General features: G+C 27.8%; 29 protein-coding genes. 19 read left to right on the top strand and 10 right to left on the bottom strand.

Features of this window, described 5'->3' with window-relative positions; translation table 11 throughout:
- Window positions 1–45 precede the first annotated feature (45 nt).
- The 3 genes from ACKU4C_RS13025 (at window position 46) to ACKU4C_RS13015 (ending at window position 5,689) form a co-directional block, all read left to right on the top strand.
- The gene (locus ACKU4C_RS13025) at window positions 46–1,452 is read left to right on the top strand and encodes a PepSY domain-containing protein (protein ID WP_321312668.1); all 1,407 of its coding nucleotides are present in this window, start codon (window positions 46–48) and stop codon (window positions 1,450–1,452) included.
- A gap of 114 nt (window positions 1,453–1,566) precedes the next feature.
- Window positions 1,567–2,211 (top strand): MerR family transcriptional regulator, encoded by a 645-nt coding sequence (locus ACKU4C_RS13020; protein ID WP_321312667.1) that lies wholly within the window; start codon window positions 1,567–1,569, stop codon window positions 2,209–2,211.
- Window positions 2,204–5,689 (top strand): acyl-[ACP]--phospholipid O-acyltransferase, encoded by a 3,486-nt coding sequence (locus ACKU4C_RS13015; protein WP_321312666.1) that lies wholly within the window; start codon window positions 2,204–2,206, stop codon window positions 5,687–5,689. The genes ACKU4C_RS13020 and ACKU4C_RS13015 overlap by 8 nt, the downstream gene beginning before the upstream one ends.
- A 2-nt stretch (window positions 5,690–5,691) precedes the next feature.
- On the opposite strand, the gene ACKU4C_RS13010 is transcribed toward ACKU4C_RS13015, so the two are convergent.
- From ACKU4C_RS13010 to ACKU4C_RS13000, 3 genes are read right to left on the bottom strand one after another with little or no spacing between them, the layout of a single operon-like run.
- Window positions 5,692–8,226 (bottom strand): HD domain-containing protein, encoded by a 2,535-nt coding sequence (locus ACKU4C_RS13010; RefSeq protein ID WP_321312664.1) that lies wholly within the window; start codon window positions 8,224–8,226, stop codon window positions 5,692–5,694.
- A complete protein-coding gene (locus ACKU4C_RS13005; RefSeq protein WP_321312662.1) occupies window positions 8,219–8,977 on the bottom strand; it encodes a Fis family transcriptional regulator in 759 nt (252 codons plus the stop codon). Before ACKU4C_RS13005 ends, ACKU4C_RS13010 begins: the two co-directional genes overlap by 8 nt.
- A 19-nt stretch (window positions 8,978–8,996) precedes the next feature.
- Window positions 8,997–9,872, bottom strand: coding sequence for a hypothetical protein (locus tag ACKU4C_RS13000; protein ID WP_321312661.1), 876 nt, complete (start codon window positions 9,870–9,872; stop codon window positions 8,997–8,999).
- A gap of 283 nt (window positions 9,873–10,155) precedes the next feature.
- On the opposite strand from ACKU4C_RS13000, the gene amt reads away from it, so the two are divergent.
- The 5 genes from amt (at window position 10,156) to pyrC (ending at window position 14,486) form a co-directional block, all read left to right on the top strand.
- Window positions 10,156–11,370 (top strand): ammonium transporter, encoded by a 1,215-nt coding sequence (gene amt, locus ACKU4C_RS12995; RefSeq protein ID WP_321312660.1) that lies wholly within the window; start codon window positions 10,156–10,158, stop codon window positions 11,368–11,370.
- 21 nt (window positions 11,371–11,391) lie between these two features.
- The gene (locus ACKU4C_RS12990; protein ID WP_320035199.1) at window positions 11,392–11,730 is read left to right on the top strand and encodes a P-II family nitrogen regulator; all 339 of its coding nucleotides are present in this window, start codon (window positions 11,392–11,394) and stop codon (window positions 11,728–11,730) included.
- A 139-nt stretch (window positions 11,731–11,869) separates the two neighbouring features.
- Window positions 11,870–13,057 (top strand): ammonium transporter, encoded by a 1,188-nt coding sequence (locus ACKU4C_RS12985; protein ID WP_321312657.1) that lies wholly within the window; start codon window positions 11,870–11,872, stop codon window positions 13,055–13,057.
- A 72-nt stretch (window positions 13,058–13,129) separates the two neighbouring features.
- The gene (locus ACKU4C_RS12980; RefSeq protein WP_321312656.1) at window positions 13,130–13,468 is read left to right on the top strand and encodes a P-II family nitrogen regulator; all 339 of its coding nucleotides are present in this window, start codon (window positions 13,130–13,132) and stop codon (window positions 13,466–13,468) included.
- Between the two features lies 1 nt (window position 13,469).
- The gene (gene pyrC / locus ACKU4C_RS12975; RefSeq protein ID WP_321312655.1) at window positions 13,470–14,486 is read left to right on the top strand and encodes a dihydroorotase; all 1,017 of its coding nucleotides are present in this window, start codon (window positions 13,470–13,472) and stop codon (window positions 14,484–14,486) included.
- 10 nt (window positions 14,487–14,496) lie between these two features.
- Here the strand turns inward: pyrC and fliM are convergent, their stop codons facing one another.
- Complete coding sequence (gene fliM / locus ACKU4C_RS12970) at window positions 14,497–15,615, bottom strand: flagellar motor switch protein FliM (protein ID WP_321312654.1); 1,119 nt, start codon at window positions 15,613–15,615, stop codon at window positions 14,497–14,499.
- A 1-nt stretch (window position 15,616) separates the two neighbouring features.
- Window positions 15,617–16,669: a flagellar basal body P-ring protein FlgI gene (locus tag ACKU4C_RS12965; protein WP_321312653.1), complete on the bottom strand. Its 1,053-nt coding sequence runs from the start codon at window positions 16,667–16,669 to the stop codon at window positions 15,617–15,619.
- Between the two features lie 90 nt (window positions 16,670–16,759).
- Here ACKU4C_RS12965 and ACKU4C_RS12960 point away from each other — a divergent pair, with 90 nt between their 5' ends.
- From ACKU4C_RS12960 to ACKU4C_RS12920, 9 genes are all read left to right on the top strand, one after another.
- On the top strand, window positions 16,760–17,767 hold the full coding sequence (locus ACKU4C_RS12960; RefSeq protein WP_321312651.1) for a hypothetical protein: 1,008 nt from the start codon (window positions 16,760–16,762) through the stop codon (window positions 17,765–17,767).
- 1 nt (window position 17,768) lies between these two features.
- Window positions 17,769–18,029, top strand: a complete 261-nt coding sequence (locus ACKU4C_RS12955) for a flagellar biosynthetic protein FliQ (protein ID WP_321312650.1) — start codon at window positions 17,769–17,771, stop codon at window positions 18,027–18,029.
- A 1-nt stretch (window position 18,030) separates the two neighbouring features.
- A complete protein-coding gene (locus tag ACKU4C_RS12950) occupies window positions 18,031–18,435 on the top strand; it encodes a hypothetical protein (protein WP_321312649.1) in 405 nt (134 codons plus the stop codon).
- A gap of 4 nt (window positions 18,436–18,439) precedes the next feature.
- Window positions 18,440–18,937 (top strand): hypothetical protein, encoded by a 498-nt coding sequence (locus ACKU4C_RS12945; protein WP_321312647.1) that lies wholly within the window; start codon window positions 18,440–18,442, stop codon window positions 18,935–18,937.
- A gap of 5 nt (window positions 18,938–18,942) precedes the next feature.
- A complete protein-coding gene (gene fliL / locus ACKU4C_RS12940) occupies window positions 18,943–19,473 on the top strand; it encodes a flagellar basal body-associated FliL family protein (RefSeq protein ID WP_321312645.1) in 531 nt (176 codons plus the stop codon).
- A 4-nt stretch (window positions 19,474–19,477) separates the two neighbouring features.
- Window positions 19,478–19,906, top strand: a complete 429-nt coding sequence (locus ACKU4C_RS12935) for a hypothetical protein (RefSeq protein ID WP_321312644.1) — start codon at window positions 19,478–19,480, stop codon at window positions 19,904–19,906.
- Window positions 19,896–20,594: a flagellar basal body L-ring protein FlgH gene (locus tag ACKU4C_RS12930; protein ID WP_321312641.1), complete on the top strand. Its 699-nt coding sequence runs from the start codon at window positions 19,896–19,898 to the stop codon at window positions 20,592–20,594. The genes ACKU4C_RS12935 and ACKU4C_RS12930 overlap by 11 nt, the downstream gene beginning before the upstream one ends.
- Window positions 20,595–20,697: 103 nt before the next feature.
- Window positions 20,698–21,054: a flagellar export chaperone FliS gene (fliS, locus tag ACKU4C_RS12925; RefSeq protein ID WP_320035186.1), complete on the top strand. Its 357-nt coding sequence runs from the start codon at window positions 20,698–20,700 to the stop codon at window positions 21,052–21,054.
- A complete protein-coding gene (locus tag ACKU4C_RS12920; RefSeq protein WP_321312639.1) occupies window positions 21,030–21,299 on the top strand; it encodes a hypothetical protein in 270 nt (89 codons plus the stop codon). The genes fliS and ACKU4C_RS12920 overlap by 25 nt, the downstream gene beginning before the upstream one ends.
- Here the strand turns inward: ACKU4C_RS12920 and tilS are convergent.
- The 4 genes from tilS to ACKU4C_RS12900 form a co-directional block, all read right to left on the bottom strand.
- A complete protein-coding gene (gene tilS, locus ACKU4C_RS12915; protein ID WP_321312637.1) occupies window positions 21,288–22,271 on the bottom strand; it encodes a tRNA lysidine(34) synthetase TilS in 984 nt (327 codons plus the stop codon). The genes ACKU4C_RS12920 and tilS overlap by 12 nt on opposite strands.
- A gap of 1 nt (window position 22,272) precedes the next feature.
- Complete coding sequence (gene rimO / locus ACKU4C_RS12910) at window positions 22,273–23,622, bottom strand: 30S ribosomal protein S12 methylthiotransferase RimO (protein WP_321312635.1); 1,350 nt, start codon at window positions 23,620–23,622, stop codon at window positions 22,273–22,275.
- Window positions 23,623–23,683: 61 nt separating this feature from the next.
- The gene (gene panC / locus ACKU4C_RS12905) at window positions 23,684–24,502 is read right to left on the bottom strand and encodes a pantoate--beta-alanine ligase (protein ID WP_321312634.1); all 819 of its coding nucleotides are present in this window, start codon (window positions 24,500–24,502) and stop codon (window positions 23,684–23,686) included.
- A gap of 69 nt (window positions 24,503–24,571) precedes the next feature.
- Window positions 24,572–25,531 (bottom strand): ABC transporter permease, encoded by a 960-nt coding sequence (locus tag ACKU4C_RS12900; protein ID WP_321312632.1) that lies wholly within the window; start codon window positions 25,529–25,531, stop codon window positions 24,572–24,574.
- Window positions 25,532–25,561: 30 nt separating this feature from the next.
- Here ACKU4C_RS12900 and acpS point away from each other — a divergent pair, with 30 nt between their 5' ends.
- Complete coding sequence (gene acpS / locus ACKU4C_RS12895; RefSeq protein WP_321312630.1) at window positions 25,562–25,912, top strand: holo-ACP synthase; 351 nt, start codon at window positions 25,562–25,564, stop codon at window positions 25,910–25,912.
- Here acpS and ruvX read toward each other — a convergent pair whose 3' ends face one another.
- Entirely contained in the window at window positions 25,913–26,290 is a 378-nt protein-coding gene (gene ruvX, locus ACKU4C_RS12890) for a Holliday junction resolvase RuvX (RefSeq protein ID WP_321312628.1), read from the bottom strand.
- A 67-nt stretch (window positions 26,291–26,357) separates the two neighbouring features.
- Between ruvX and serB the strand changes: the two genes are divergently transcribed.
- Entirely contained in the window at window positions 26,358–26,978 is a 621-nt protein-coding gene (gene serB / locus ACKU4C_RS12885; protein ID WP_321312626.1) for a phosphoserine phosphatase SerB, read from the top strand.
- Window positions 26,979–26,983 lie beyond the last annotated feature (5 nt).

The raw sequence follows: 26,983 nt of genomic DNA, 5'->3' as shown, positions 1-26,983 counted from the left end.
CACTTCTTATATAAAATCCCAAGTTATTTTTTAGTAGGGATACGCATGAAATTAAAAGAAAAAAATAAAGTAGAAAACAAAACTAATGTTTTCTATAAAGCGGTTTGGAGATGGCATTTTTATGCTGGAGTTTTTGTAGTACCATTTATGCTAATATTAGCAGTTACAGGTATTATGATGATGTATATTGGATTTTTTGATGGAAGAGATGGGGAAAAGATTATTGTTCCTATTCCTGATAATAATACAATGATAAGTTTGGAAAAACAATCACAGATTGCAAAATCTTCAATTGTTGGTTCAAATGTTGTGGAGTTAATAAAAGCTTCAAGTGAAAATAGAGTTAATGTTTTTAGATTAAAGTTAGAAGATGGTACTCAAAAAATGATTGCGGTAAACCCATATTCTGGCAAGATTATAAAAGATTGGGAAAGAAGACAAGGTTGGTATGATTTAGCTGATAATATCCATAGTGATTTATTGATAGGAAAAACTGGGGATAGAATTTTAGAGATAAGTGCTGGGTTTGGTATTATTTTAATTATTACTGGTTTATATCTATGGTGGCCAAGAGATAGGAGAATTTCAAAAGTTTTAGCTTTTGATTTTTCTTTGAAAGATAGAGAATTTTTAAAAAATTTTCACGTTACATTAGGTGTATATGTTTCAATTTTCTTTTTTCTTTTTTTACTTTCTGGGATGTCATGGACAGGTGTATGGGGAGCAAAAATAGTCCAAGCTTGGAGTACTTTTCCTGCTCAAAAATGGGATAAGATTCCATTATCAGATAAGACTCATGCATCTTTAAATTATGGTCCTAGTGAAGGTATGCCTTGGGCAATAGAACATACTAATTTACCAATGTCAGGCTCAAAAATGGGACTAAAAGGTACTTTAAATAATGAAAAAATTAATATAGATTCAATAGTAAACCTAGCAAATAAGATTGGTTTTAAAGAAAGATATAGAGTATCTTTTCCTAAAGGAGAAACTGGTGTATGGACTATAAACCAAGATACTATGAATAGTGATTCCAAAAATCCATTTGTTGATAAAACAGTTCATATAGATAGATATACAGGAAAAATTTTGGCAAAAGTAACATTTGATGATTATTCCCTCGCAGGTAAAGTTATGGCTGTATCTATTCCTATTCATATGGGGCTTGTAACAATTTGGAATCTTATAATAAATACTTTGATTTGTTTATCTGTAATAGCTTTAAGTATTACTGGACTTGTAATGTGGTGGAAAAGAAGACCAGCAAATTCTGGGTTTAAACTAAGTGCTCCTCCTATGCCAAAAAATTTACCCCATTGGAAAAATGCTATGTTTATAATGCTTTTAGTCTCTTTATTTTTTCCACTTGTTGGAATTACTTTAATAGTTGTATTGGCTTTAGATATTTTAGTTTTTTCAAAAATAAAAGTACTTAAAAATATATTTTCATAAATAAAAAAATAAAAGTAAAGAGTTAAACTCTTGACTTTTATTTTAAATATCTCTATACTTTCAAGAGTAAAGAGCTTGACTCTTCACTCTTGAAAAATATTAGAGGAATAGAAAATGAAAATTATTGATGATAAAACCTACTACAAAATGAGTGAATTAGTTGAGCAAACTAAACTCTCTAATCACACTATATCTTTTTATAGTAAAAAAGGTTTATTACCAAATACTCTAAGTACTTCAAAAAATATGAAATATTATCCTCAAATCACAATTACAGTATTAAATATGATTAAATATTTTAAAGAAAATCTAAATTTTTCTATAGATTACATAAAAGAACTTTTTGATTATTATCAAATAGATTTTAATGATAGGGCAGAACTTATTTTACAATCTATACAAATGCTATCAAGTGAGATTAGAAATCCTATTTCAAAAAAGGATTTAGATAAAGAACTTGTAAATGAAGCAATAAAACTTGATTTAATTGATGACAAAGAGATATATTTTAAAACAGAAATAGAAGTTTTGAATGTATATGCAGAACTTAGATCTTATGAGATAGCAACTGAACTTATAAATGAGTATGTAATCACAAGTAAAAAATTAGCAAAATTAGAAAGGCAACTAAGTAAAAAAGTATTAGAAAAAACAGGATATTTACCTGAGATTTTGGTTTTAAATATTTTGAATTCTTTTAAACCTTATATTTTCAATAGACAAACAATCGAAGAGTTTAAAAGGCTTGATTATGAATAGATTTTCAAATAGTTTGATAGTAATAAAAATATCGTTTTTATGTGTAGTTTTTTGTAATGTTATTGTTGATGTGGCTCATAAAGTTTTACTTCAAAATATAGCTTTTAAGATTTTTGATGGAAGTGAACAAGTTGTCTGGATATCAATTATCAATGCAATGATACTAATACCTTTTTTACTTTTTTTTAGTATAAGTGGATATTTATCTGATAGATACAATAAAAAGGATATTTTAATTTATGGTGCGATCTCCTCTTTTATTCTTTCATGTTTAATGGTTTTATCTTATATTAGCGGAAATTTTTATATAGCAATGCTAAATTTAGTTTTCTTAGCAATACAAAGTACTATTTATTCTCCTGCAAAATTTGGAATAATAATTGATATCTGGGGAAAAAGTAATTTATCAAAAGGAAATGCAAGTTTACAAGCAATCTCAATTATTGCAATTCTATTTTCAATTGCAAGTGGTTCTTTTATTTTTGAATCATTTTATAATACACACAATCTAGATCTATTAACTACTAAAGAGGAGTTGTTAAAGGCAATATTGCCTTTGACTTATTATATAGTTCCTGTTGCATTCTTTGAAATGTTTTTATCATTATTTATATTAAAAAAATTAAAAACAAAATATAAACAAGATAAGAGATTAGTCTTAGATAAAAGTAAATTATTAAAAGGTCAACTTTTAAAGAAAAATATTAAAACAATTTTTTCTAATGAACAAATAACTATGTCTGTAATTGGTTTATCAGTTTTTTGGGGTATATCTCAAGGTTTAATGGCTGTATATCCATCTTTTGCAAAACAATATCTAAATATTATTGATGTATTTATTATAAATGGAATTATTGCTTCTTCAGGTATAGGAATTGCAATAGGTTCTATTATATATTCAAAGGTGTCAAAACATTATATAGAGATTGGTACAATACCTCTTGCAGCTATTGGTATGGCTATAATGATTTATATTTCAACAATTGCTGAAAGTTCCCTATTATTAGCAATTTGTTTTTTGATTTTTGGTATCTTTGGAGGTTTATTTGTTGTACCTTTAAATGCTTTAATACAATTTAATGCAAAAAGAAAAACTTTAGGAACTATACTAGCAGGTAATAATTGGTTCCATTCTTTAGCAATGTTTATAATGCTTTGTATTACAACATTTGTTTCTCTAAATAATCTTGATCCACTAAATACTATATATCTTATCTTAATTATTACTATTACTGGTATGGGATTTACAATTTATCATTTACCTCAATCTTTGATTTTATTTTTTGTAAAATTGATTGTGGGAGTAAAATATAAACTTAGTGTAAAGGGTCTTAAAAATATACCTTCTTCAGGTGGAGTATTACTTTTAGGAAATCATATATCATGGATAGATTGGGCGATTGTTTTTATGAGTTCACCACGGCAAGTTAGATTTGTAATGCATAAACCTATATATGAGAAATGGTATTTAAATTGGCTTTTAAAACTTTTCAAAGTTATACCTATCTCTAGTGCATCAAGTAAAGAGACTATAAAAACTATAGCAAAAAGTTTAGATGAAGGTGATGTTGTTGCTCTTTTCCCTGAAGGGGGTATTACAAGAAGTGGACATCTAGGTGAATTTAAAAAAGGATTTGAACTTATTTTAAAACAAACAAAAGGGGATATACCTGTTGTAGCATTTTATATTAGAGGTTTATGGGAATCAATGTTTAGTAGAGCAAATAAGAAATATAAAAAGACAGGAAGAACAAGAGCTGTATCAATATATTTCTCGAAACCTATAAAAAAGAAAAAAGCAACGGCATATAAAGTAAAACAATCTATTAAAGAGCTTTCTTCTAAATCTTGGCTTGAATATTCAAATAGTTTTAAAACTATACCTGAGGGAATCTTTGATAGATTAAAATCTGATGTTAAAGGTAAAATGATATTTGTAGATTCAACAGGAACAGAACTAAGTGGATACAAGTTTTTAACAGCTGCAATACTTTTTAAAGATTTATTAAAAAGAAAAATAAAAGGTGAAAATATTGGTTTACTAATCCCTTCTAGCGTAGGAGGAGCTTTTATTAATACTTCTATTTTAATGTTAGGAAAAGTTGTTGTAAATTTAAATTTCACCTCTTCTATGCAAACACTTATTTCAAGTGTAGAAAAAGCAGAAATTAAGACAATAGTTACATCAAAGAAGTTTATTGAAAAACTTATAGAAAAAGGTGTAAAAATTGATGAAGTACTTAGTCTAAGTGAAGTGATATATATTGAAGAGATAAAAAAAGATATAACAAAACCAAAAGCTCTAAGTACTCTAATAAGTGTAGTTTTATTTCCAACTATTCTCTTAAAAATGCTACATATTAAAAAAACAAATAGGGATTCGACAGCTGCAATTATGTTTAGTAGTGGAAGTGAAGGAGTACCTAAAGGTATAGAGTTGACTCATGCTAATATTATAGGGAATTCAAAGCAAATTGCAGCTGTAATAAATGCAAATGAAAATGATGTTATCGTTGGTTCCTTGCCTTTATTTCATGCTTTTGGAACAGTTGTAACTATGTTTTTACCTTTAATCGAAGGGATTTTATGTGTTGCTCATCCCGACCCAAGAGATGGTTTTGCAATTGGTAAATTAGTTCAAAAATATAAAGGGACAATTATTTTAGGTACTTCTACTTTTTTTAGATTATATGCAAAGAATCCTAAAGTTACAAAAGATATGCTTCAATCTCTAAGATTAGTTGTAGCTGGTGCTGAGAAACTCTCACAAAAGGTTAGAACTGATTTTGAAAAAAGATTTGATAAACAGATTTTAGAAGGTTTTGGGACAACTGAAACTACCCCAGTTGCTTGTTGCAATTTACCTGATGTAAAAAATCCTGATGGAAGTTTTCAATTAGGAAGTAAAATTGGAACTGTTGGTATGCCAATCCCTGGAACTAAAATAAAAATTGTCGACCCTAACAACTTTAAAGAGCTTAAAACTAATGAAGAGGGGATGATTTTAATCTCAGGTGTGCAAGTTATGAAGGGTTACTTAAATGATAAGAAAAAAACAAATGAAGTACTTATTGAGAAAAAAGGTAGAAAATATTACATAACTGGTGATAAAGGAAAACTTGATAATGATGGGTTTTTAACTATTGTTGATAGATATTCAAGATTTGCAAAACTTGGTGGTGAGATGATAAGTCTTGGATTGGTTGAAGAAAAAATAAAAGCTTTAATATTAGATGATGAGACAGATATTATTGTAACTACTATTAGGGATGAAAAAAAAGGAGAGAAAATTATCGCACTTATTTCTCATATAAGTGAAGAGAAACTTGAAGCACTTAAAAAATCTATAAAAGAAAAATTTGATAATAATCTAATGATTCCAAGTAGCTATAAAATTGTAGATGAGGTTCCTAAGTTAGGTAGTGGGAAAAGTGATTTTAGTAAAGCAAAAAAAGTTGCTTTAGATTTGTGTAGATAGGATTATTTTCCTTCTACACATAAATCGTTAATAATTTGATCTTGTTTTGCACAAAAGTTTCCATTTTTTTCTATAAGAAAAAGATCTTTAGCTTTATTTTTTATTGAACTCAATTTTGCAGTTTCAATCTCTATTCCATAATCATCAAAAACTTTTGCTATATAGGCAAGTAAACCTTTTTGGTCTTTTGCTATAACTTGCATAGATGCTAGATATGTAGTGTGATTACAATCTATTTTTATGCCATCTTTTTTAATTATTGGTATAGCAAGTTTTGTTTTTTTAGTCATATCAAAAGAGCTTTCAATAATTTGAGAAATAAAAATTAAATCCTCATCATCAACTTTTTCAGAAAAACTTATTTCAAAAAATTTCTTTTCATCATAAAGTTTGAAAATATTCATTGTTGAGATATTTAAAAATTCAAGTCTTCCTAATAAAAAACCTAAATTTAGTGGAACATTTCTAATAATTCTAATAACTAAATTATTTTCATTAAGTATCTCATAATCAAAGGTATCAATATTTTGTGCTTTTACAGCAATATCAATAATCTCATCTGCTTTCATTTTTAAGAACACGTGATTTGAAGAGATATAAAAAATCTTTTTCTTCATAATATTTGAAAGAGTTTTAAATTTATTTAATTTTTTAATTCTTTCTTGTTTTGCGTTTCTTCTTGCACTTTCAGTAAGAAGTGCAGTGTTTTCAAAAGCTGGCAATGATTGTAGATATAACTGTTTTAATAAAGAAGCAGTTGCACTTTTATAAACACTTTCTCCTACTGCTGAAATATCTGCATATGTAACAATAAAAAGCATTTTTAATGCAAGTTTTGATTTAACTAATGCTGTAAAAGATAATATAACTTTTTCAGAATAGATATCTTCACTTGTAGCTACTTTACTCATCATATTATGATATCTAACTAATAAAGAACCTAATTGAATATGTTCAGGGTCAAAATTATATGCTGTAGTCATATTTTTAAAAAGCTTTTCACCTGAAATATGATGATCTGTAACTCTTCCTTTACCAACATCATGAAGCAAAGTTACCATTCTAACAATTGCTTTTTCTTTCTCTTCCAAACTATTAAATAACTCTTCAACATATGAATCTTTTATATCTTCAAGCTTTTTTAAGGCTTTTATAGAGTGAACATCAACAGGATGCTGATGGTATCCATCAAATTGTGGTTGATTTACTATTTTTTTAGTTATTGGTAAAATTGTTTGAAACAATCTACTGTTATAAATTAGTTTTATTAATGGATATAAATTTGGTTTATATAATAAGACTTTTAAAGTTTTTTTTAACTCTTGAGTCTGCTTTGTTGGTAAGATAGTCCTACTTGCATAATAAACATATGACCGGTCAAAACCCTTTACATTATCAGGTAAATCAATTAATTCTTTCAAAAATGGAACTAATGTTTTTGGTTTTGCACTATATGATGTATATAATTTATTATCAATTATGTATAAATCTTTTTTATATCTATATTCTTTTAATTGTGAGATATTTTTATTGTCATGAATAATTCTTCTAGTAAATTTTTTTACCATAACTGAAGAAAAAAAGTGAATTCTATGTAGAGACTCAAGCAGTTTTGCCATACATTGTCTCTCTTTGGTCATTCTAGGAGTATGTTTAAAACCTAATTTACTACTTAAATCAGGAAGTAAGTCAAAATTTACAACATCAATTTTCTTTTTTGCTATATTATGTAAAGCATTTCTTACTTGAAAAATGAACTCTAATGCTGCTCTATATTTTTTATACTCATCTTCTGTAAACTCTTTTCCTATTAACTCTTTTGTATCATAAACACCAAAAACTACTGTAGCCATCCAGAAAACCATATTTGATTCTCTCATCCCCCCATATCCATCTTTAATATTTGGTTCCATTTTCAGTGGATATTTTAAAAGTCTTTGTTTATGCTCTTCTAGTTTCTCTTGTATAAACTCTTTTTGATCGGTTTTTCTTATTTTTCTTAGTATATTTTCGTAGGCGTACCAAAGGTGTTTTGAACCATAAATAACTCTTGATTCTAAAATAGAAGTTTTAATTGTAATATCTTCTTTAACACCCTCTTCAATCTCATTTATTTCATGAACTCTTGAACCTAGTTTTAATCCACAATCCCAAGCAAGAGTAACTAACTCTTCCATTAAAGGTCTTAGGTTATACCCTTTTATATCTTTATAAAGAATCATTAAATCCACATCAGAATAAATACATAATTGTTCTCTTCCATAACTGCCAAGAGCTATAAGAGTAACTGGTATTGATGAACTCATTGGCTGATAATCACCAAAATGTTTTCTAAGAATATATTTATAAAGTTGTATTAAAAACTTATCAGTATGTTTTGTATGTTTTACAAAAAAATCTTTTCCACCAGTTGTTTCTAAAGTTGTGTCAATTGATGCAACATAATTTTTATAATAAGTTCTAAAAACCTTTGATATCTCAAAGTCTTGTGCGTTTTTTGATATTAATTCTTCAATCTGAATATTTAATTCAGTCATTTAAATATTCCTTATGAATATCTAATTTTTTTCTAAGAGTAATTCTGTTTAATCCAAGATGTTTAGCCATTTGAACTTGTGACTTATATTTTTTATTTGCTGCTTTTAAAATAGGAACTTCTAAAAGGTAAAGGAAATCTTTATAAGAGTTTTCACCTTTCATATTTGCATACATATAGTTTTCCATAAACATTAGTATTTCATCTTCTCCAATTGTTTCAAAAAGATATGAGAAGTAGATTGATTTTCTTAAGCTATGTGCATTGTTAGAGATATTTATCATTAGTTTTGAAGGTATAATTTGATCTAAATCTAATGTAATGCTAGCTTCTTTTGAAAACTTTTGTGTTAGAGCTTTTACATCTTCTTCCCTATCCCTTAGAGGTGGAAGTTCAATTGTGATTGAAAAAAGTTCTGATAGTTTACTATTAAGTTCATCTTTTAGAGTTGTTGCAATAACTCTAATTCCATTTTCATTTGCCCAGTTAATAAATAGATCTACATTTGTAATATTTTCTATTTTATCAATAATAACTGAACAGTTTTGCAGATTTATTATATTGTCACTAATATCTTGTTGTAAATTTTTTGCTTTGAAAATTGGAGCTTTAGGTACAATATATTGAGATAAAGATTTTTTACCCACTCCTGCTTCTCCTGAAATTAAAGCATTAACTTGCACACTTTGTAAAAGGTGTGCTGAATTTAAAATCTCTTTTGAGTTTTTAGATATTGCTATATAATTTTCCATTTTTTACCTTCTTGATTAATTATATTAAATGTTTATTTTTTTTTGTTAAATATATAAATATAGATAAAGCGATTAAGATTAGCGAGATACCTGTTATTAGATATAAAGCATTAATCATTTTATCATAGTCATTAATTGCTATTTTAAATACAACCATTAATGCTTCTATTGACAAGGCAATAATAATTGAGATTAAAAATTTTGTTATCATTTTTGTTTCTACTTTAGAGTTTTTAGAATAACTTTTAAAGTATACTTCTTGTTCTAATATTGTTTTTGCTAAATCAAATATTGTAACACCCAAAGTTAGTGCAATTATTGGCTTAAATATAGTATCAAGATTAAATATTCCTTTTACCATAAATGAATGGATAAAGTCATACATTGAATAACAAACCATAAAAATTGACAATAAAAACATCGAGTAACCAGCAATAGTATAAAATGTTTTTGTTACAGTATGAAAAGGTTTGTTTAATTCAATTAAATTTAACCTTTCAAGTAAGGATTCAATTTTAAAATCGAAAAATAAAATATAATTACCCTCTTTGACTGAAACTGTTACACAACTATTTCTTGTGGCACTACTAACATATGGAGTACTAAATGCAACTGAACTATTCTCTTTAAAATGTAGTTTTGATATTAAATACTCTCTTGATATATTTTGTGCACTTTTATCAATGCTATTATTTTTATAAAAATTAGGAGAAATTTGTAATTTAGTATCTTTGTTTATAATATATACTAATTCTAATGATGGAAACATTGAAAAAATCTCTTTAAAGTTTTGTTCTCTTAAACGTTTTAGTTCTCCAAGTTTCAAGAGACTTTCTTGTAAAAAATTTTCTATTTTTTCTTGATTCTGAAAATACACTTCTAGGTATTCTTTCATCTATTCTCCTTAATTAATCTTATATTATATCACACTGTATATAAAATATATGTATAAATTTTAAACAATTATCTAAAAAATAAAAATCTGTTCAATAATTAAAAAAACTAATAAACTAATCTACAAAAATGTAATATTTTTAGAAATACCATAAATACGCTACTATTGGTAGAATAATCAATATATTTAATATAATACTGTATAAAATATATACACAATAACTGAAAAAATGATTTATATATCTGATACAATTTCAGCATATTTATTTTGGAAAAGGAAAAATATGGAAAATTTTAACGACTTAAAATACATATTAGATGGTTTTCTATTTGTGTTTTCTGGTGTATTAGTAATGTGGATGGCAGCAGGTTTTGCAATGCTAGAATCAGGTTTAACAAGATCAAAGAATAACGCGACAGTATTAACTAAGAATATCGCATTATTTGCAATATCTTGTATTATGTACTATTTTATTGGTTACAATTTAATGTACGGTGATGGTTCGGCTTTCATGGGAAGCTTCTCAACAATTTCAATGGAAAGTGCAGCTGATGCTTCTTATCCAGCAGCAGCTGACTTCTTCTTCCAAGTTATGTTCGTTGCAACTGCAGCTTCTGTAATCTCAGGAACAATTGCTGAAAGAATGAAGTTATGGCCATTCTTAATTTTTGTTGTTGTTTTAAGTGGTGTAATTTATCCAATCCAAGGTCACTGGACATGGGGTGGAACTGAGTTAGGTGGATTAATCGCAGGATTCTCTGACTTCGCTGGTTCTACAATTGTTCACTCTGTTGGTGGATGGGCAGCATTAGCTGGTGTATTAATCTTAGGTGCTAGAAAAGGTAAATATTCTAAAGATGGTAAAGTAAGACCAATTCCTGGTTCAAACTTAACACTTGCTACATTAGGTACATTTATTTTATGGATGGGATGGTTTGGATTTAATGGTGGTTCTCAATTAGCATTAGGTTCAAAAGCTGATATTGATGGAATAGCTTTAGTTGTTGCCGATACAAATATGGCTGCTGCAGCTGGTGCTGTTATGGCTGCTTTATTAACTCAACTTCTATACAAAAAAGTTGATTTAACTATGGTGTTAAATGGTGCTTTAGCTGGTCTTGTATCTTGTACAGCTGGTCCAGACTTAGGTATGTTAGTTGCATTTATTGAAGGTCTTGTTGGTGGTGCTCTTGTAGTATTTGCTGTACCATTCTTCGATAAGTTAAAAATTGATGATCCAGTTGGTGCATTATCAGTTCACTTAGTAGCTGGTATCTGGGGAACAATCGCAGTTGGTATCTTTAATCCAGATGTAACAATCCTTGCTCAAATCAAAGGTGTTGTTGTTATTGGTGCATTTGTATTCATCGTATCATTTATTGTATGGAAGATTTTAGATGTTATCATGGGATTAAGAGTAGATGAAGAGACTGAAATTACTGGACTTGATATCCACGAAACTGGATTAGAGTGTTACCCAGAGTTCAAAAAAGCTTAATAAGATAGGTAGGATTATATAATGAAGAAAATAGAAGCAATTATTAAACCGTTTAAACTTGAAGATGTTAAAGAAGCATTAGTTGAAAATGGAATCGCAGGTATGACTGTATCTGATGTAAAGGGATATGGTAGACAACAAGGTCACTCTGAATTATACAGAGGGGCTGAGTATGTGGTTGATTTCTTAGCTAAAATTAAAATTGAAGTTATCGTTAATGAAGAAGATGTAGATTCTACAATTAATGTAATTGTTGAAGCTGCAAAAACTGGAAAAATTGGTGATGGTAAAATATTCGTTACTTCAGTTGATGAAGTTGTTAGAATTAGAACAGAACAAAGAGGTTCTGAAGCTGTATAACTTTTTTTAGAAGATGGAGATTTTCTCCACTTCTATACACTCTTTATATATCTGTATATAAAATATACAAAAGACTACTTTTTAAATTCTTAAAAAAAATATATAATACTCGCCAATCAGAGAAAGCGAGGATTTAAATATGGACTTACAATCGATAAGTTATGTTATTGATACTTTTTTTGCAATTTTTGCAATGACACTAATTATCTTTATGGTTCCAGGTTTTGCTATGTTAGAAGCTGGACTTGTTAGAACAAAAAATGTTTCAGCTGTACTAATGGTTAACACTATGATTTATGCAATTGCTTCATTAGCATTTTTATTAGTTGGATATTCAATAGCTTTTGGAGATTTTGGTAGTGATGCAATGTCTAAATGGGCAGCATTTTTATTCCAAATGGCATTTGTAGGAAAAGTTATAAATATAATGTCAGGTGGAGTTAGTGAGAGAGCAAAAGTGATTCCTTTAGCATTATTCACAGTTATAATGGGTGGTTTTATTTACCCTACAGTAGTAAATTGGTCATGGGGAAGTGATATGCTTGAAGGTACATTTTTAGATATAAGTATGTATGACTTAGCAGGTTCAACAGTAATCCATTCGACAGGTGGATGGGCTCTTTTAGCTGCAATATTAATTATTGGTTCTAGACATGGAAGATATACAAAAGAGGGTGGAGTAAGAGTAATTCCCGCTTCAAATATTCCTTTAGTAACATTAGGAGCCTTCCTTTTATGGATTGGGTGGTTTGGCTTTAATGGTGGAAGTGTAGGTTCAATTTCTTCAAAAGAAGCAGCAGATGCTGTTGCATTAACTATAATGAACACAAATACAGCAGGGCTTGCTGGTGCTATTGTTGTTGGTATTTTGATGTATATTTTATATAAAAAACTTGATATTACAATGATTTTAAATGGTGCACTTGGTGGTTTAGTTGCAATTACAGCAGGACCAGATTTATATAATATATATACTCCAATTTTAATAGGTGCAATAGGGGGAGTTATTGTTGTAATTGGTGTATCATTATTTGATAAATTAAGACTTGATGACCCAGTAGGAGCCTTATCTGTACATCTTTTAAATGGTATTTGGGGTACTTTAGCTGTAGGAATTTTCGCAAGCAATGGGGATGATATAACCTTTTTAGGGCAATTAAAAGGTGTCGTTGTTGTCGGTGTATTTGCATTTATTGTTTCTTTTGTTGTTTTATATATTATTAATATTATAATTCCATTACGAGCAGATAGAGATGAAGAGATGCAAGGTCTAGATGTAGATGAATGTGGTTTAGAAGCATATCCAGAATTTAAAAGGGCATTCTAAAACTACTTTTGTAATCAAGAGTTATTTTAAATTTTTTTAGTTAAAATATAAAAATATAAAAAAAGGATTATTATGAAAAAAATTGAAGCAGTAATTAAACCATTTAAATTAGAAGATGTAAAAGATGCATTAACACAAGCAGGGATAACAGGTATGACTGTTTCTGATGTGAAAGGGTATGGTAGACAACAAGGTCACTCTGAATTATATAGAGGGGCAGAATATGTAGTTGATTTTTTACCAAAAATTAAAATTGAATTAATTGTTGCAGAAGATGATGTAGATTCAACTATAGATCTTATTATTAATTCTGCAAAAACTGGAAAAATTGGTGATGGTAAAATTTTTGTATCTGCAATTGAAAAAACTGTAAGAATTAGAACAGGTGAAGAAGACGAGGACGCATTATAATATGCAGACTTTTACTGTAAATACAGCTTTAGATATGCATCTTCATCTAAGAGATGAAGAGATGTTAAAGCTTGTTGCTCCTTTAAGTTCAAAAACATTTGCAGGTGCTTTAGTTATGCCAAACTTAGTACCACCTGTAACTACAAAAGAGGCTTTATTAGCATATAAACAAAGAATTATTGAAGCATGTGGTAAAGATGAATTTGAGCCTAAAATGACTCTATTTTTTAAAAATGATTATTCATATGAATTTTTAGAAGAGATGAAAGATGAGATAATTGCAATCAAACTTTATCCTGCGGGTATTACTACAAACTCTGAAACTGGTGTAGCATCAATGGATGTAGAAGTATTAAGACCAACTTTAGAAACAATGAGTAAATTGGGAATTCCTTTATGTATTCATGGGGAAACAAATGGTTTTGTAATGGATAGAGAAAAAGAGTTCATGCCAATTTATGAATCAATTGCTTCTTCCTTTCCAGAATTAAAAATTATTATGGAACATATTACAACAAAAGATGCAGTAAACTTATTAGATAAATATGATAATTTATATGCAACTGTAACTTTACATCATTTACTTATTACTTTGGATGATGTAGCTGGAGGAATGTTGCAACCACATCTTTTTTGTAAACCAATTGCAAAAAGACCAGAAGATAGAAGTGCTTTATTAGAAGCTGCATTAAATGCTCACCCAAAACTAATGTTTGGAAGCGATTCCGCACCCCATCCAAAACATAAAAAAGAGTGTTGTGGCTGTGCTGCAGGAGTTTTCACTTCGCCAATAGCTTTACAAGTTTTAGCGGATCTTTTTGAAACAAATGGAAAATTAGAAAATTTAAATAGTTTTGTAAGTTTAAATGCTCAAAAAATTTATAATTATAAACCAAAAGAGAAATTAATAAAATTAATAAAAAAAGATTTTTTTGTTCCTGATGCTTATAGATATAACAATGAATTAGTTGTACCTATGTTTGCAGGAGAGAAACTATCTTGGAGTATAGAAGAGTAGTTTTTATCTACTAATTTGAAGGGGATTTAGAAGTTTCTAAATTTCTTTCTCTTAAAAGCCTTTTTATATTTGCATTTGATTCTTCGGCTTTTTTAATTCTTTCTTCTCTCATATTTCTTAGTATCTCTAATGTTTCTTGTTTCTCATGGTCAATATTAGCTTTCATTTGAATAGCTTTTCTGTTACTTGATACTCCAGAAACTCCTAAGAATTTTTCTGTACTATTAATATATATTTTGGAAGAGGATGAAGTTGCATTTTTATTAAAAACAATTATATCGTTAGTTTTTAGTTTTAATAATTCACCTACAGTTAGTTCTGTTTCAGCCATTATTGCTTCAACATTCATCTTAGCACCAGAGATTAAAGTTGTAATATCTGGTTTTCTACTAGCTTTTTTATTTTTACCCTCATTAAACATTTTTTCAACAATTTTATTTAATAACGGCTCAATATATGCGATAGGGTAACAAATAGATAAGAAGCCTGATTCCTCATCAATTGTAATCTCAAGTACAACTAAAAGTACAATTTCATGGTCTGAGATAATTTGGATAGCATTGGCATTTGTATCCCTTGATTCAATTTTAAAATTTAGTGTAGTAATCTCTTGCCAAGCTTTATACATGTGTTTTACAAACATTTTATAAAAGTGTTCAAATATATTAACTTCAATTTCTGTTAATTCTCTATCCAAATTATCGCTTGCAGCAACTGCACCACTACCTAATAGTTCAGCAATAATCTTGTGAGAAATTCCAGGGTTACACTCAACAACAATTCTTCCATCAAGAGGTTTAATTGATAAAGTATTAAGAGAAGTTAATTGAGGAATAGAAAGTATAAACTCTCCGTATGTCATTTGTTCAATAGAGTATAATTTAATATCAACAACTTTTCTAAGCATGGCTGAAAGGTCTGTAATCAAATCTCTTAGCATTTTATCATGTAGGGTTGAAAATGCTTTAAATTGCTCATTTGAGATTCTATTTGGTTTTTTAAAATCATAAATTGAGTAATTTTTTTCTTTAGATATAATTTGCTCATCAGCATTAGTATCAATCTCTTCACCAGCTTCAGCAATATCTAAAAGTGCATCAATCTCATCTTGACTTAAAAATTCAGCCATTTTATCCTCTTATTTCCAATTCAACGTTTAATGCACCTAATTCTTTTATCATTTTAATAGTATCAATAATATCTGTCATAGGAAGTTGCATAACTTTCATTGCTCTAACTAAATCAGATACTGTTGGAGTGCTTTTACTATTTAAAAGAGTATTGTCAATATTAACAGCAACTGGCTTATTATCAAGTTTTACATCATCACCAATATCTCTACCTGGGTTTTGTTGTGGATCATCCCATTCTTTTTCATTTAATGCAGATTTTTTTATTCTAATAGTAAAATTTTCTCTTGCAACAGTTACTGGATCAATCTGAATATCAGCTCCAGCAATTATTGTTTCTCTTTGCATATCTATAATAATTTTCTTTTTAAAATCAGAATCTAATTGGATACTTTGAACATCAGATATAAATTTTACAGTTGAAATATTTCGAGGTTTTTTAACTTCCACAGTTCTTGTATCTGTAGCCATAGCTAGTCTTGCACCAAAAGTTTCATTTATCCTTTTTTCAATCTCATAGGCTTGTTTAGCATCATTTTTTAAGAGACTTAAAGTTATAGAGTTTTCATTTTGTAAAGAGTAATCTACTTCATTTTCTATAGTAGCTCCATCATAAATAAAACCTGTAGTATTGTTTTTTGCATCGGCAACGATAGTTCCCTGAGCTAAAGCATAGACTTGACCATCAACAGCTTTTAATTGAGTTAAAAGTAACTCTCCATGGTCTATTGATTTTGCATCACCAATTGCTGAAACTTTAATTTTTATTTTATCACCTTGTCTTGAAAAAGGAGGTAATTCAGCAGTGACCATAACTGCTGCTATATTTTTTGATTTAATCGATGATGTAGGAATTTTAATATATGAATTTCTAAGTAAATTTTGTAAACTTTGCATTGTAAACTGTGATTTATCACCAGTTCCTGCAAGTCCAACTACAAGTCCATAACCAATAAGTTGGTTATCTCTTATTCCTACAATATTTGATATATCTTTTATTGTTACAGCAAAAACTGAATTAACAATGAAAATTAACGTTATAAGAAATCTCAATTTTGCACCTCAGACATAGTTGTTTAAATTTTATCTAAAATTATATAAAATATAGGTATAATCAAGCAAAAAATAATATTAGGATATCTTTTGATTATTTATATTTACGGTAGTGATGATTTTAAAAAAGATATACATGAACTGTTAGAACATTCTAATATAAAATTTAGATTGGGTGATAATGGGGAAGTAATAGATCTTGATACTCTAGAAGACTTAAAAAATGCAATCGAAGATAATCCAAATAATATTTATTTGATTGATGATTCTAAAATTATTAAGAAAAACTCATTAAATAATAAAATCAAGCTTTTTAAACCTAAGGATGGTATTGAACAAGAATATTTACTAGATCATGGAATTGGTGATATATCAGTAGATTCTTTGGAAGAACTTTCAAACCATATAAAAAATAAATTAGATGCATCAATAGATAATAATGAATCTGAAAGAATTCAAGAATCAATTGTAGAGATTGTTGAAGATGCTTATGATAATGAAGATTCTAATGATTATATTCAATTAGATGATGAACTTAAAGAGTTATTGAGTCCAAGTGAAGAAGAAGCAAAGATTGAACAAATAGATGATATATCTTCTATGATTGAAGAGGATGATATGGGATCATTAATAGAAGATGAAAAAGAAAATCCTTTATTAAATGACCCTTTATTAAACGATTCCTTACTTGATGAGCTAGATGATTTAGTTGAAGAAGATGATAGTTTAGAAGAAGATGAAGCAGCTTTAAAAGATTTGAGTTTTGAAGAAGATTTTGGTAATATAGAAGTTGATAAAAATGAAAATATAAATGATAATAATTTCGAAGAAGAGAATATAAATCAAGGAGTTGAAATGGCAGATGAGTTTTCAGAATTTGATTCATTAAATGAAGCAGATTTATTAGCAGCGTTAGATGGAGTGGATACTGAACCAATGCCAGTAAAAAACACAAGTATTAATACCCCTATAGAAAAAAAAGAAAATGATTCACAGAGTTTAAATTTAGGTAGTTCTAGTGCTGATGATATTGCAAAACTAATTTCTCAACTTCTTAATAATAAAACACTGGAGATAACTATTAAAGTAAAAGATTAGTATGGATTTAATAGGAATTGCAGAAAGCACAGTTAAAATCATTCTAATTTTAGGATTACCTTCATTAATTGTTAGTATGGTAATTGGATTAGTGATTTCAATATTTCAAGCTGTTACACAAGTTTCAGATGCATCTTTATCTTTTGTTCCTAAAATTATATTTGTATCAGTATTTGTTCTTATATCTTTACCTTGGATTGGAGATAACATTGAGACATATACAAAAGATTTATGGGATTTGATTTTGGTTTTTGGACAATAAAATGATAGAAAAACTTTATGAATTAAAAAAAATGCAAACAGACCAAAAAATGATGGAAAAAGGTCAAATTCTTTCTAAAATAAGTCACATCAATGATGAAATTATGTTTACCGAAAATAAAATCAATACTACAAGTGTAGAAAAATATGGGGCAGTTTCAGATTTTGCAATTTTACAAATTCATAAAAATACTATGAAGTTACATATTAAAAAACTTGAAGAAGAGAAAGTTATTTTAAATAAAGAAATGGATATATTAAATAAAGAGATTATTGAGCTTCAAAAAGAGAGTGAACAGTTTAAATATATTTTAGAAGAGCAACAACAAGAACAATTGAGGCAAATCTTAGTTGCAGAAGAGGAAGCATCAAATGAATATATACAGAGTAAATATATTACAGGTTGAGAAAATGAGATTATTTAAAGTTTTACTTTTGTTATTTTTTGTTATTATAAGTGTTAATGCTCAAGAGGTTAGTAGTGCAAGTTTAATTAAACAAAAAATTGAAATAAAAGAACTAAAAAAAGATTTGAATACTTTTTATAATAAAAAAGAAAAAGAGTATCAAGTAAGAAAAAAAGAGTTAGAAACTCTGTTAGCAAAAGTTGAAAAAGAGAAAAAAGATATTCAAGCTTTAAGAGATGAAAATAAAGAATTATTACAAAATATTAAAGGTGAAGTTGATAGTAAAACAGCAAATATTTATAATAAAATGAAACCAAAAATTGCTGCAGAAATTTTTAATCAAATGATTATTGAGGGAAAAATTGAAGATGTTTTTGATATAATCTTAAGATTAAAAGATAAAAATATAACATCTTTGATGAAATATATAAGTCCTAAAAATGCTTCAATATTAACACAAATGTTAAAGGACTATAAAGTAAATAATAATGAAGAAGGATAAATAATATGGCTGATGAAAATGAAGAAGTAAAACAATCTGGTGGAGGAAAAGGTTTAATTATTGTACTTGTTGTATTAGTTGTAATACTTTTAGCAGCAGTTGGTATTGGAGGGTATTTATTAGTTTCTAGTGGTGTGTTAAATGGTCAAAATCAAAATGGTCAAGAACAAGTACAAAAGCAAGAAAGTACTAATTCAAATGAAACTTATAAAACAAGTATAAATGATTTAGTTTTAAATATTACAAACGCAAAAGGTAGAGAAAAATTGATGAAATTATCATTCTCTATAAAAAGTACAGAACCTACAATTGAAGCAATTGTTGAGGAGTATAAACCAGAAATTGTTGATTCAGTTATAGCACAAATTAGTTCTAGAAGTTCAGAAGAACTTTTAACTGTAGGTGGAAAAGCACTTTTAAAAGAAGAATTACTAGATGATATTAATTCAATTATAAATGAAGTTACTTCAAATAATGATGATATCCAAAAGAATAATGTTAAACAAATATTGTTTACTTCATTTGTAATAAAATAGAAAAATGATAGTAGCTGTTAAAACAAATAGTAAGAAAAGAGCTTTAATAAAGCTCCTTTCAATAGGTGCACTAGTTGTAATGCTTATTGCATACTATTTTCACATGAGTGAAGAATACACAAAACGTGAACAGTTAGAAAGTGAAAAAAAATTAAAACAAATAGAGATTAATGAAAAAAATGAAAGTGCTAAAAAATTAGAGCGAGTAATTTATAGAGAGATTGAGACAGCAGTAGACTTGATTGGTCAAAGAAAGGTTATTGATGTAAAGATTGTATCAAATAGGGCATTGATTGTTGTAGACCCAGATACTAACTTAGATGCATTAACTGTAAGATATGGAAGTGCTGCTTTAATCAAAAAAGATTTAAAAGATATAAAAATTGCGATTGATTTAAAATATGTAATTGAAAGTAAATATAATGCAAATTAAATATATATTTTTATCTCTTATCCCTTTTCTTCTAGTTGGGTGTGTATCACAAAACCCAGAAATAGAATTTTCTAAACCCAAAGAACAAGTACCTAAAGCACAACCAGTTGTTAGAAAAAATAAAGGTTCCTTATATTCTATAAAAGGACCATCTTTATTTGCAGATAAAAAAGATTTACAAATTGGAGATATTTTACAAGTTAAGATTGATGAATCTTTATCTTCTAATACAAATAACAAAAGAGAAACTAGTTCAGATAGAAGTAATTCATTTGGTGGAGGAGTTGCTACCGCAGGTACAGAAGGTGGTTTCGCTGAGAGGTTAGCAAACAAAATAAATCCTTTTACTGATTTAGGTTTTGAAACAAATTCTGCAATAGACAATAAAGGTGAAGTAAAAACTAAGCTGAGTGAAGATTTTGCAACGACAGTTTCTGCTATTATTCAAGAAGTATATCAAAATGGAAACTATTTTATTAAAGCTACAAAAGAGATGTTAATAGATGGACAAAAACAATCTTTAATTCTAACAGGAGTAATCAGACCATATGATATTACAGCTGATAATTCTGTTTCATCTTCTCAGATAGCAAATTTAAAAATTCTTTATTCAAAAGATGGACAAGAACAAAATGTTATGCAAATACCTTGGGGATTAAGTATTATTCAAATGTTTTGGCCATTTTAGAAAAATAATTTTTCTAATATAGGATATATTTTTCTAAATATAACTTTTTTTAAGTATTTATATAATATACTTTTTGTTCAATATAAATTTATGGAGTTATCTTATGGGAATTGAAGCATATCAACAGCAAAATGCAGTGTCTGATGATCCATATTTATTAATATTAAAGCTATATGAAGGCTTACTAAAATATCTTTCTTTTGTAAAATCTTCAATGGAAAGTGGCGATATTGAAACAAAGTTTAAATATATAAATAAATCAGTAGCAATTTTTGATGAACTTAGAAATGTACTAGATTTTGAAGGTGGAGATGTATCTTACTATTTAGATGGTTTATATCTTTATCAAATTGAAACTTTATTCGGTGCTGGAATTGACGATAATATTAATTCAGTAAATCAAGTAATGAAAGTTGTACAAGGTTTAATCGACGCATGGAAAGAGGAAACTGGTCTATAAAGGCTCTTGAAGAATTAATATATATTGATTCTTTAGATTCCTACGAGAAGGCTAGTGGTCTTGTTCGATGGAATGAAAAATATCTTACAGAAACAAAAATTACAGATTTTGAACTAAGTAATGAAGACTTTAAAATATTGTATGAACTTTTCTATAAAAATATAAATTTCTTGAAAGAACACAAAGAAAAAACAAGAAAAGATATGGTTGAAAATAGAAAACTAAGAAAATTTTTAAATAATTAACTCAAATACTTCTAATATATTTTCTTTAAAAATATAAGCTCTAATATTTTTTGGTATCTTTGCCAATCTACATTTTTCTTTAAAATTTTTATCCATAGTACAAAGTTCATAAGGTGATATAAAAATATATTTTGGAGTTATACTTATTGAAATTTTGTGGGAAATAACTAATTTTTTTTGTTTTAATATCTCATCTCTTTGAGCTTTACTTAAAAGAATACCTCTTTTTTTTAAACTTAAATCTACAAGCCTTATATTTAGGTTATTGTCATTTAGGTTCTCAAATACTTCTAAGTCTTTTTCTTTATATACAGGAATCTCTTTAATACTTAAAGATTCTATATCATTTTTCAGATATTCAAAACTTCTTTTTATTCCCTCTTGAAATTCATCTAAGAACTTATTTGAAAAGTTTTTTCTAAAATAGTTTCTTTTATATTTTTCATCAAAGTTTGTAATATCTATAAAGTATTGTATATTTTTTTTATCTAGATATTCTTGCAGTTGTATTTTTGTAATATCTAAAAGAGGTCTATATATTTTGTATGAATCTTTTTGTGTTATTTTATCAAAAGCTATAAGTTCAAGAAGTCCTGCTCCACGACTTAACTGCATTAGAAACCATTCAAGTTTATCATTTAATTGATGGGCAGTTATAAGAGTTTCATAATTGTTTTCTTTTATTAATTGTTCAAAAAAATCATATCTAATATCTCTAGCTTTTTTTTCAAAATTTGAAATATTGTTTAGTTTTACATCTTTTATATAAATCTTTTTTTCATATCTATTTGCTAATTCTTTCGCATATTCAACTTCAGCTTTTGATTGCTCTCTTTGATTGTAATTTACAATTGCTATATCAAAAGGGATCTTTTTTTCTAAAAGCAGGAAGAATAGTGCAGTTGAATCAACACCAGCAGAAAATGCTAATAGATTTCTTTTGGTATCGATTTTTTTGAAATTTAGATTCATATTATTTTATAACAGTAGCTAAAAGTTTATCTCCAGCAAGTTCTGTTATTTTTACTCTATAAATTTTTCCAAATTCTAATTGTTTTGGATTTTTTTCATCATACAATTCATTATCATTAATGTAGATTTCTCCATCAATATCTGGTGCCCAAGTTGTTTTTCTTGCACTTAATAGATATTCATGTTCATCACTTTCTCCATCAATGTAAACTTCAAACTCTTTTCCAATTTCATTTTCTAAAGAGTTATTTGTAGTTTCAGAGATAATTTCACCTAATATCTCTGCTCTTGAATCTATAAGTTCTTGTGGAATCTTATCAATTCTATCATAAGCACTAGTCCCCTCTTCATCAGAATAAGAAAATACATTTGCTCTATCAAATTTATACTCTTTTACATATTTACAAAGTTCTTCAAAATCTTCTTGTGTTTCCCCCGGGTGACCAACTATAAAAGTAGTTCTAACAAAACTATTTGGAACTTTTCTCATAGCATCCATTAATTCTTTTAGCTTCTCAACACCTTTACCTCTTTTCATAATTTTAAGAAGATTGGCTGAAATATGTTGTAAAGGCATATCAAAATAGTTTTCAAATATATCTGAATTTTTTATTTTTTCAATCAAACTTAAAGTTGTAGTTGAGGGGTATAAATAAAGTATTCTAGCCGTTTTTACCCCTTCAATTTTTTCAACCTCTTCTATTAGTTTTTCAAGTCCATCTTTTATGTTTAAATCTCTTAAATAAGATGAAGAATCTTGCGAAACAAAAGAAAAATCTGTATAACCATTTTTAACTAGATTTTTAACCTCTTTAACTAAAGATTCAAGTGTTCTTGAATGAAGCTTCCCTTTGAAGCTTGGAATAGCACAAAATGAACAACTTTGATTACACCCTTCGCTTAGTTTTATGTATGCATGATATGAAGATCCTGTAATAACTCTATCATTCTCTTCATTTAATAAAAAAACTTCATCGGTAAAAAAACTTCTTTTTTCTTCTACAAGTTTATCAATTTTGTCATAATCTCCAACACCTGTAAAGATATCAATTTCTGGAAGTTCTTTTTGCAACTCCTCTTTGTATCTCTCACTTAAGCATCCAGCCATAACTAAAACAGATTCTTCTTTTCTTTCATCATGAAGTGTTAAAATTGTATTTATGCTCTCTTCTTTTGCACTATCTATAAATCCACAGGTATTTACAATAATTACATCAGCATTTTCTGGTTCATTAGTAATTTTATACTCTTTTAATTTTCCTAACATTATCTCAGAATCTACAAGATTTTTTGTACAACCAAGACTTACTAAGTGTAGTGATTTTGAAGGTTTATTTTCACTAAATTTCATATATTTTTATCTTTCATTTAAATTTTGCGAATTTTAACATATTCTAAAAGAATTGTAAAATTTATAACCAAATATTGTCAAGAAGTCTAGTATTACCAAATCTTGCCACAACTAAAATGATTGTATTTCCTATCTCTATACTTTTTAACTTATCAAACTCTCTACTTACAATCTCTATATATTCTACATCTAAAGGTTCCATAACTTCATACATTCTATTTTTTATAGTTTCAATATTGGTTTCTTTTTTACCTATTAAGTTTGCTGCTGAGTATAGAGATTTTGAGATAAGTAAAGCATCTTTTCTTTGTTCAGGTGTAAGATAAACATTTCTTGAACTTTTTGCTAAGCCATCACTCTCTCTTACAATAGCACAAGGTACAATATTAATTGGTAAAAATAGATTTTTTACCATTTGTTGAATTAATGAAAGTTGTTGTGCATCTTTTTTCCCAAAGTAGGCATTTGTTGGTTGTACTAATCCAAAGAGTTTAAGAACAACTTGTAAAACACCATCAAAGTGTCCTGGTCTTGCTTTTCCTTCCAACATATAGCTTTTATTTGGAGCCTTAATTAATACCTCTTCTTCTGTATACATAGAGTTGATTTCTGGCATAAAAAGATAATCAACTTTACACATTTCACATATTTTTTTATCTGCTTCTTCACGTCTTGGATAAGCATCTAAATCCTCACCTGGTAAAAACTGAGTGGGATTTACAAAAATAGATACAAATACTGTGTCATTTTCATTTCTAGCTTGTTTTATTAATGAGATATGTCCATCATGTAGAGCTCCCATTGTAGGAACAAAACCAACAGTTCCTAAAATATTTTTTCGAACCTCTTGTAGTTCTTCAATAGTTTTTAAAATCTTCAAAAAAATTCCTTATAATCTTTTTTAACTTCTTTTATACATGGAAATAAATTCCATTTAAAAAAGTAAAGTCTAGTTTTCATCATAATTAGGGTTTAGTTTTAGCAGAATTAAATCTGCTAACATATTTCCTAAAAGTGTTAAAAAAGCACCAATTATTAATATTCCCATAATAACTGGATAATCATGACTTAAAGCACTTTGATAAAATAATAAACCCATTCCATCAATAGAAAAGATAGTTTCTAAAATTACACTACCACCAATAATTCCCGGTAAAGAAAGTCCCAAAAGAGTGATTACCGGTGGATATAAATTTGGCAAAATATAATATCTTAATATTGTTTTTTTACTTAAACCTCTCGATTTTGCAAAAAATATGTAATCAGATTTAAGTATCTCTATAGTTAAAGACCTAATATATAAAATTAAACTTCCAATTCCACCAAATGTTATTATAAAAATAGGTAAAATTAAATGCCAAGCAAAATCTAAATAGTAAGTTAAACTTCCATCATTTGGTACAGAATGTAATCCTGCTATTGGTAAAATTTCAAAATAGATTGAAAATATCATAACTAATAATAGAGCAAGGTAAAAAGATGGCATTGAAAAACTTAAAAGTGATAATTGTCCTACAAACTTATCAAGTTTTGAATCCTTCTTAAGTGCAGCTTGTATTCCTAAATATAGTGATATAACAAAAATTAAAAACATAGAGATAATATTTATGGTAAGTGTAATTGGAATTCTATCTAATATCTCCTCTTTTACCATTTTCCCACTTGCAAAAGATATACCAAAATCTAAATGTAATAAAGCAGTTAGCCATGAAAAAAATTGTATATATAATGGTTTATCAAGTCCATATACTGCTTTTAATTGTTCAATTGATTCAGGCGTAATATTTGGATTCAACTCTCCACTAGCAAAAAAAGAATTAGGTGCTAGATTGATAGCTAAAAATGATATTAAGCTTATTATAAAAAGCATGATAATAAGATATAATAATTTGTTCATAAATAGTTTCATGAGCGTATTATACAAGTAGATAGGTTAAAAATGATAGGTATAGATATAGCTTCAATTCAAAGAATTGAAAAGATGTATGAAAAATTTGGCCAAAAGGCATATGCAAGGTTCTTAGATGAAGAAGAGATTGCACTTGTGAAGTCATCAAGTACTGCTGCTGGATTTTGGGCAGCAAAAGAGGCTGCTAGTAAAGCAATAGGTACAGGTATTGGAAGAGAGTGCTCTTTTCGTGATATTAAAATTAAAAAGAATAAATTAGGTGCTCCAAAACTAAAGTATTCAAAGCAGATTAGAAAAAAGTTTAAAATCAAAAAGTCCCATCTATCTATTACTCATGATGAGGGTATAGCTGTAGCAGTGGTATATAATATTAAAAAATAGCTATTTAGATAAGTATCTTTCAAGAATAATTTTAGCAGCAAGAGAATCAACTCTCCCATCTCTTTTATATTTTATATCGCCTTTAATAAGCTCTTCTGCTTCGATAGAACTCATATTCTCTTCTTGGAACTCATAGGGGATATTTAGTTCTAATAGTTTAGTAAAGTGTTTAACTCTTTTTTGCATATCTTCACTTGCACTTGGAAAGCCGACAATTAGTTTTTCAATTTCCCATTCTTTTAAAACTTTTAAAACATCATTTGAAGCTTGATTTCTATTTTTTCTTAAAACAGCAGGAATAGGGGTTACTATATCATTGTGTAGGGATATTGCCATACCTATTCTTTTAAGTCCAATATCAATAGATGCAAGTTTCAATCAGCTACCTTTAGTTAAATTTAGATAATATTATAGCCTTAAAAAAATAAAACTAGGAAAAATAGGCATGAAATTAGCAGTTTTTGATTTTGATTCAACACTTATGGATGGTGAAACTATTGACTTTTTAGCAAAACCTTTAGGTTTAGAAGAAAAAGTTGCAGCTATTACAGAACAAGCAATGGCTGGAGAGTTAGATTTTTTTGAATCATTAGTTGAAAGAGTATCTTTACTAAAAGGTTTAGAGTATTCAAAGGCTGTAGATATATGTAAAGATTTACCACTTATGCCAGGAGCTTTTGAAACAATTGCGAAATTAAAAGAGAATGGTTATAAAGTAGTTTGTTTTTCAGGTGGTTTTAGAATTGGTACAACACCAGCAAAAGAAAAATTAAAGCTTGATGCAGATTTTTCTAATATTTTACATGAAAAAGATGGAATATTAACAGGTCTTGTTGGTGGAGATATGATGTTTGGATTTTCAAAAGGGGATATGATTCAAAGAGTTCAATCTTTACTAGGAGTATCAAAAGAGAATACACTTGTTGCGGGGGATGGAGCAAATGATGTCTCTATGTTTCCATATGCAGATAAAAGAGTTGCATTTTGTGGAAGAGAGATTTTGAAAAAAGAAGCTAATATTATTGTTGATGAAAAGGATTTGACTAAAATATTAGAATATATTTAAGGATA

It is taken from the genome of Halarcobacter sp. (assembly GCF_963676935.1).
In the GTDB taxonomy this organism is placed as follows: domain Bacteria; phylum Campylobacterota; class Campylobacteria; order Campylobacterales; family Arcobacteraceae; genus Halarcobacter.
The sequence above is the reverse complement of the archived record's forward strand: the minus strand, read 5'-3'. Positions and strand labels throughout refer to the sequence as shown.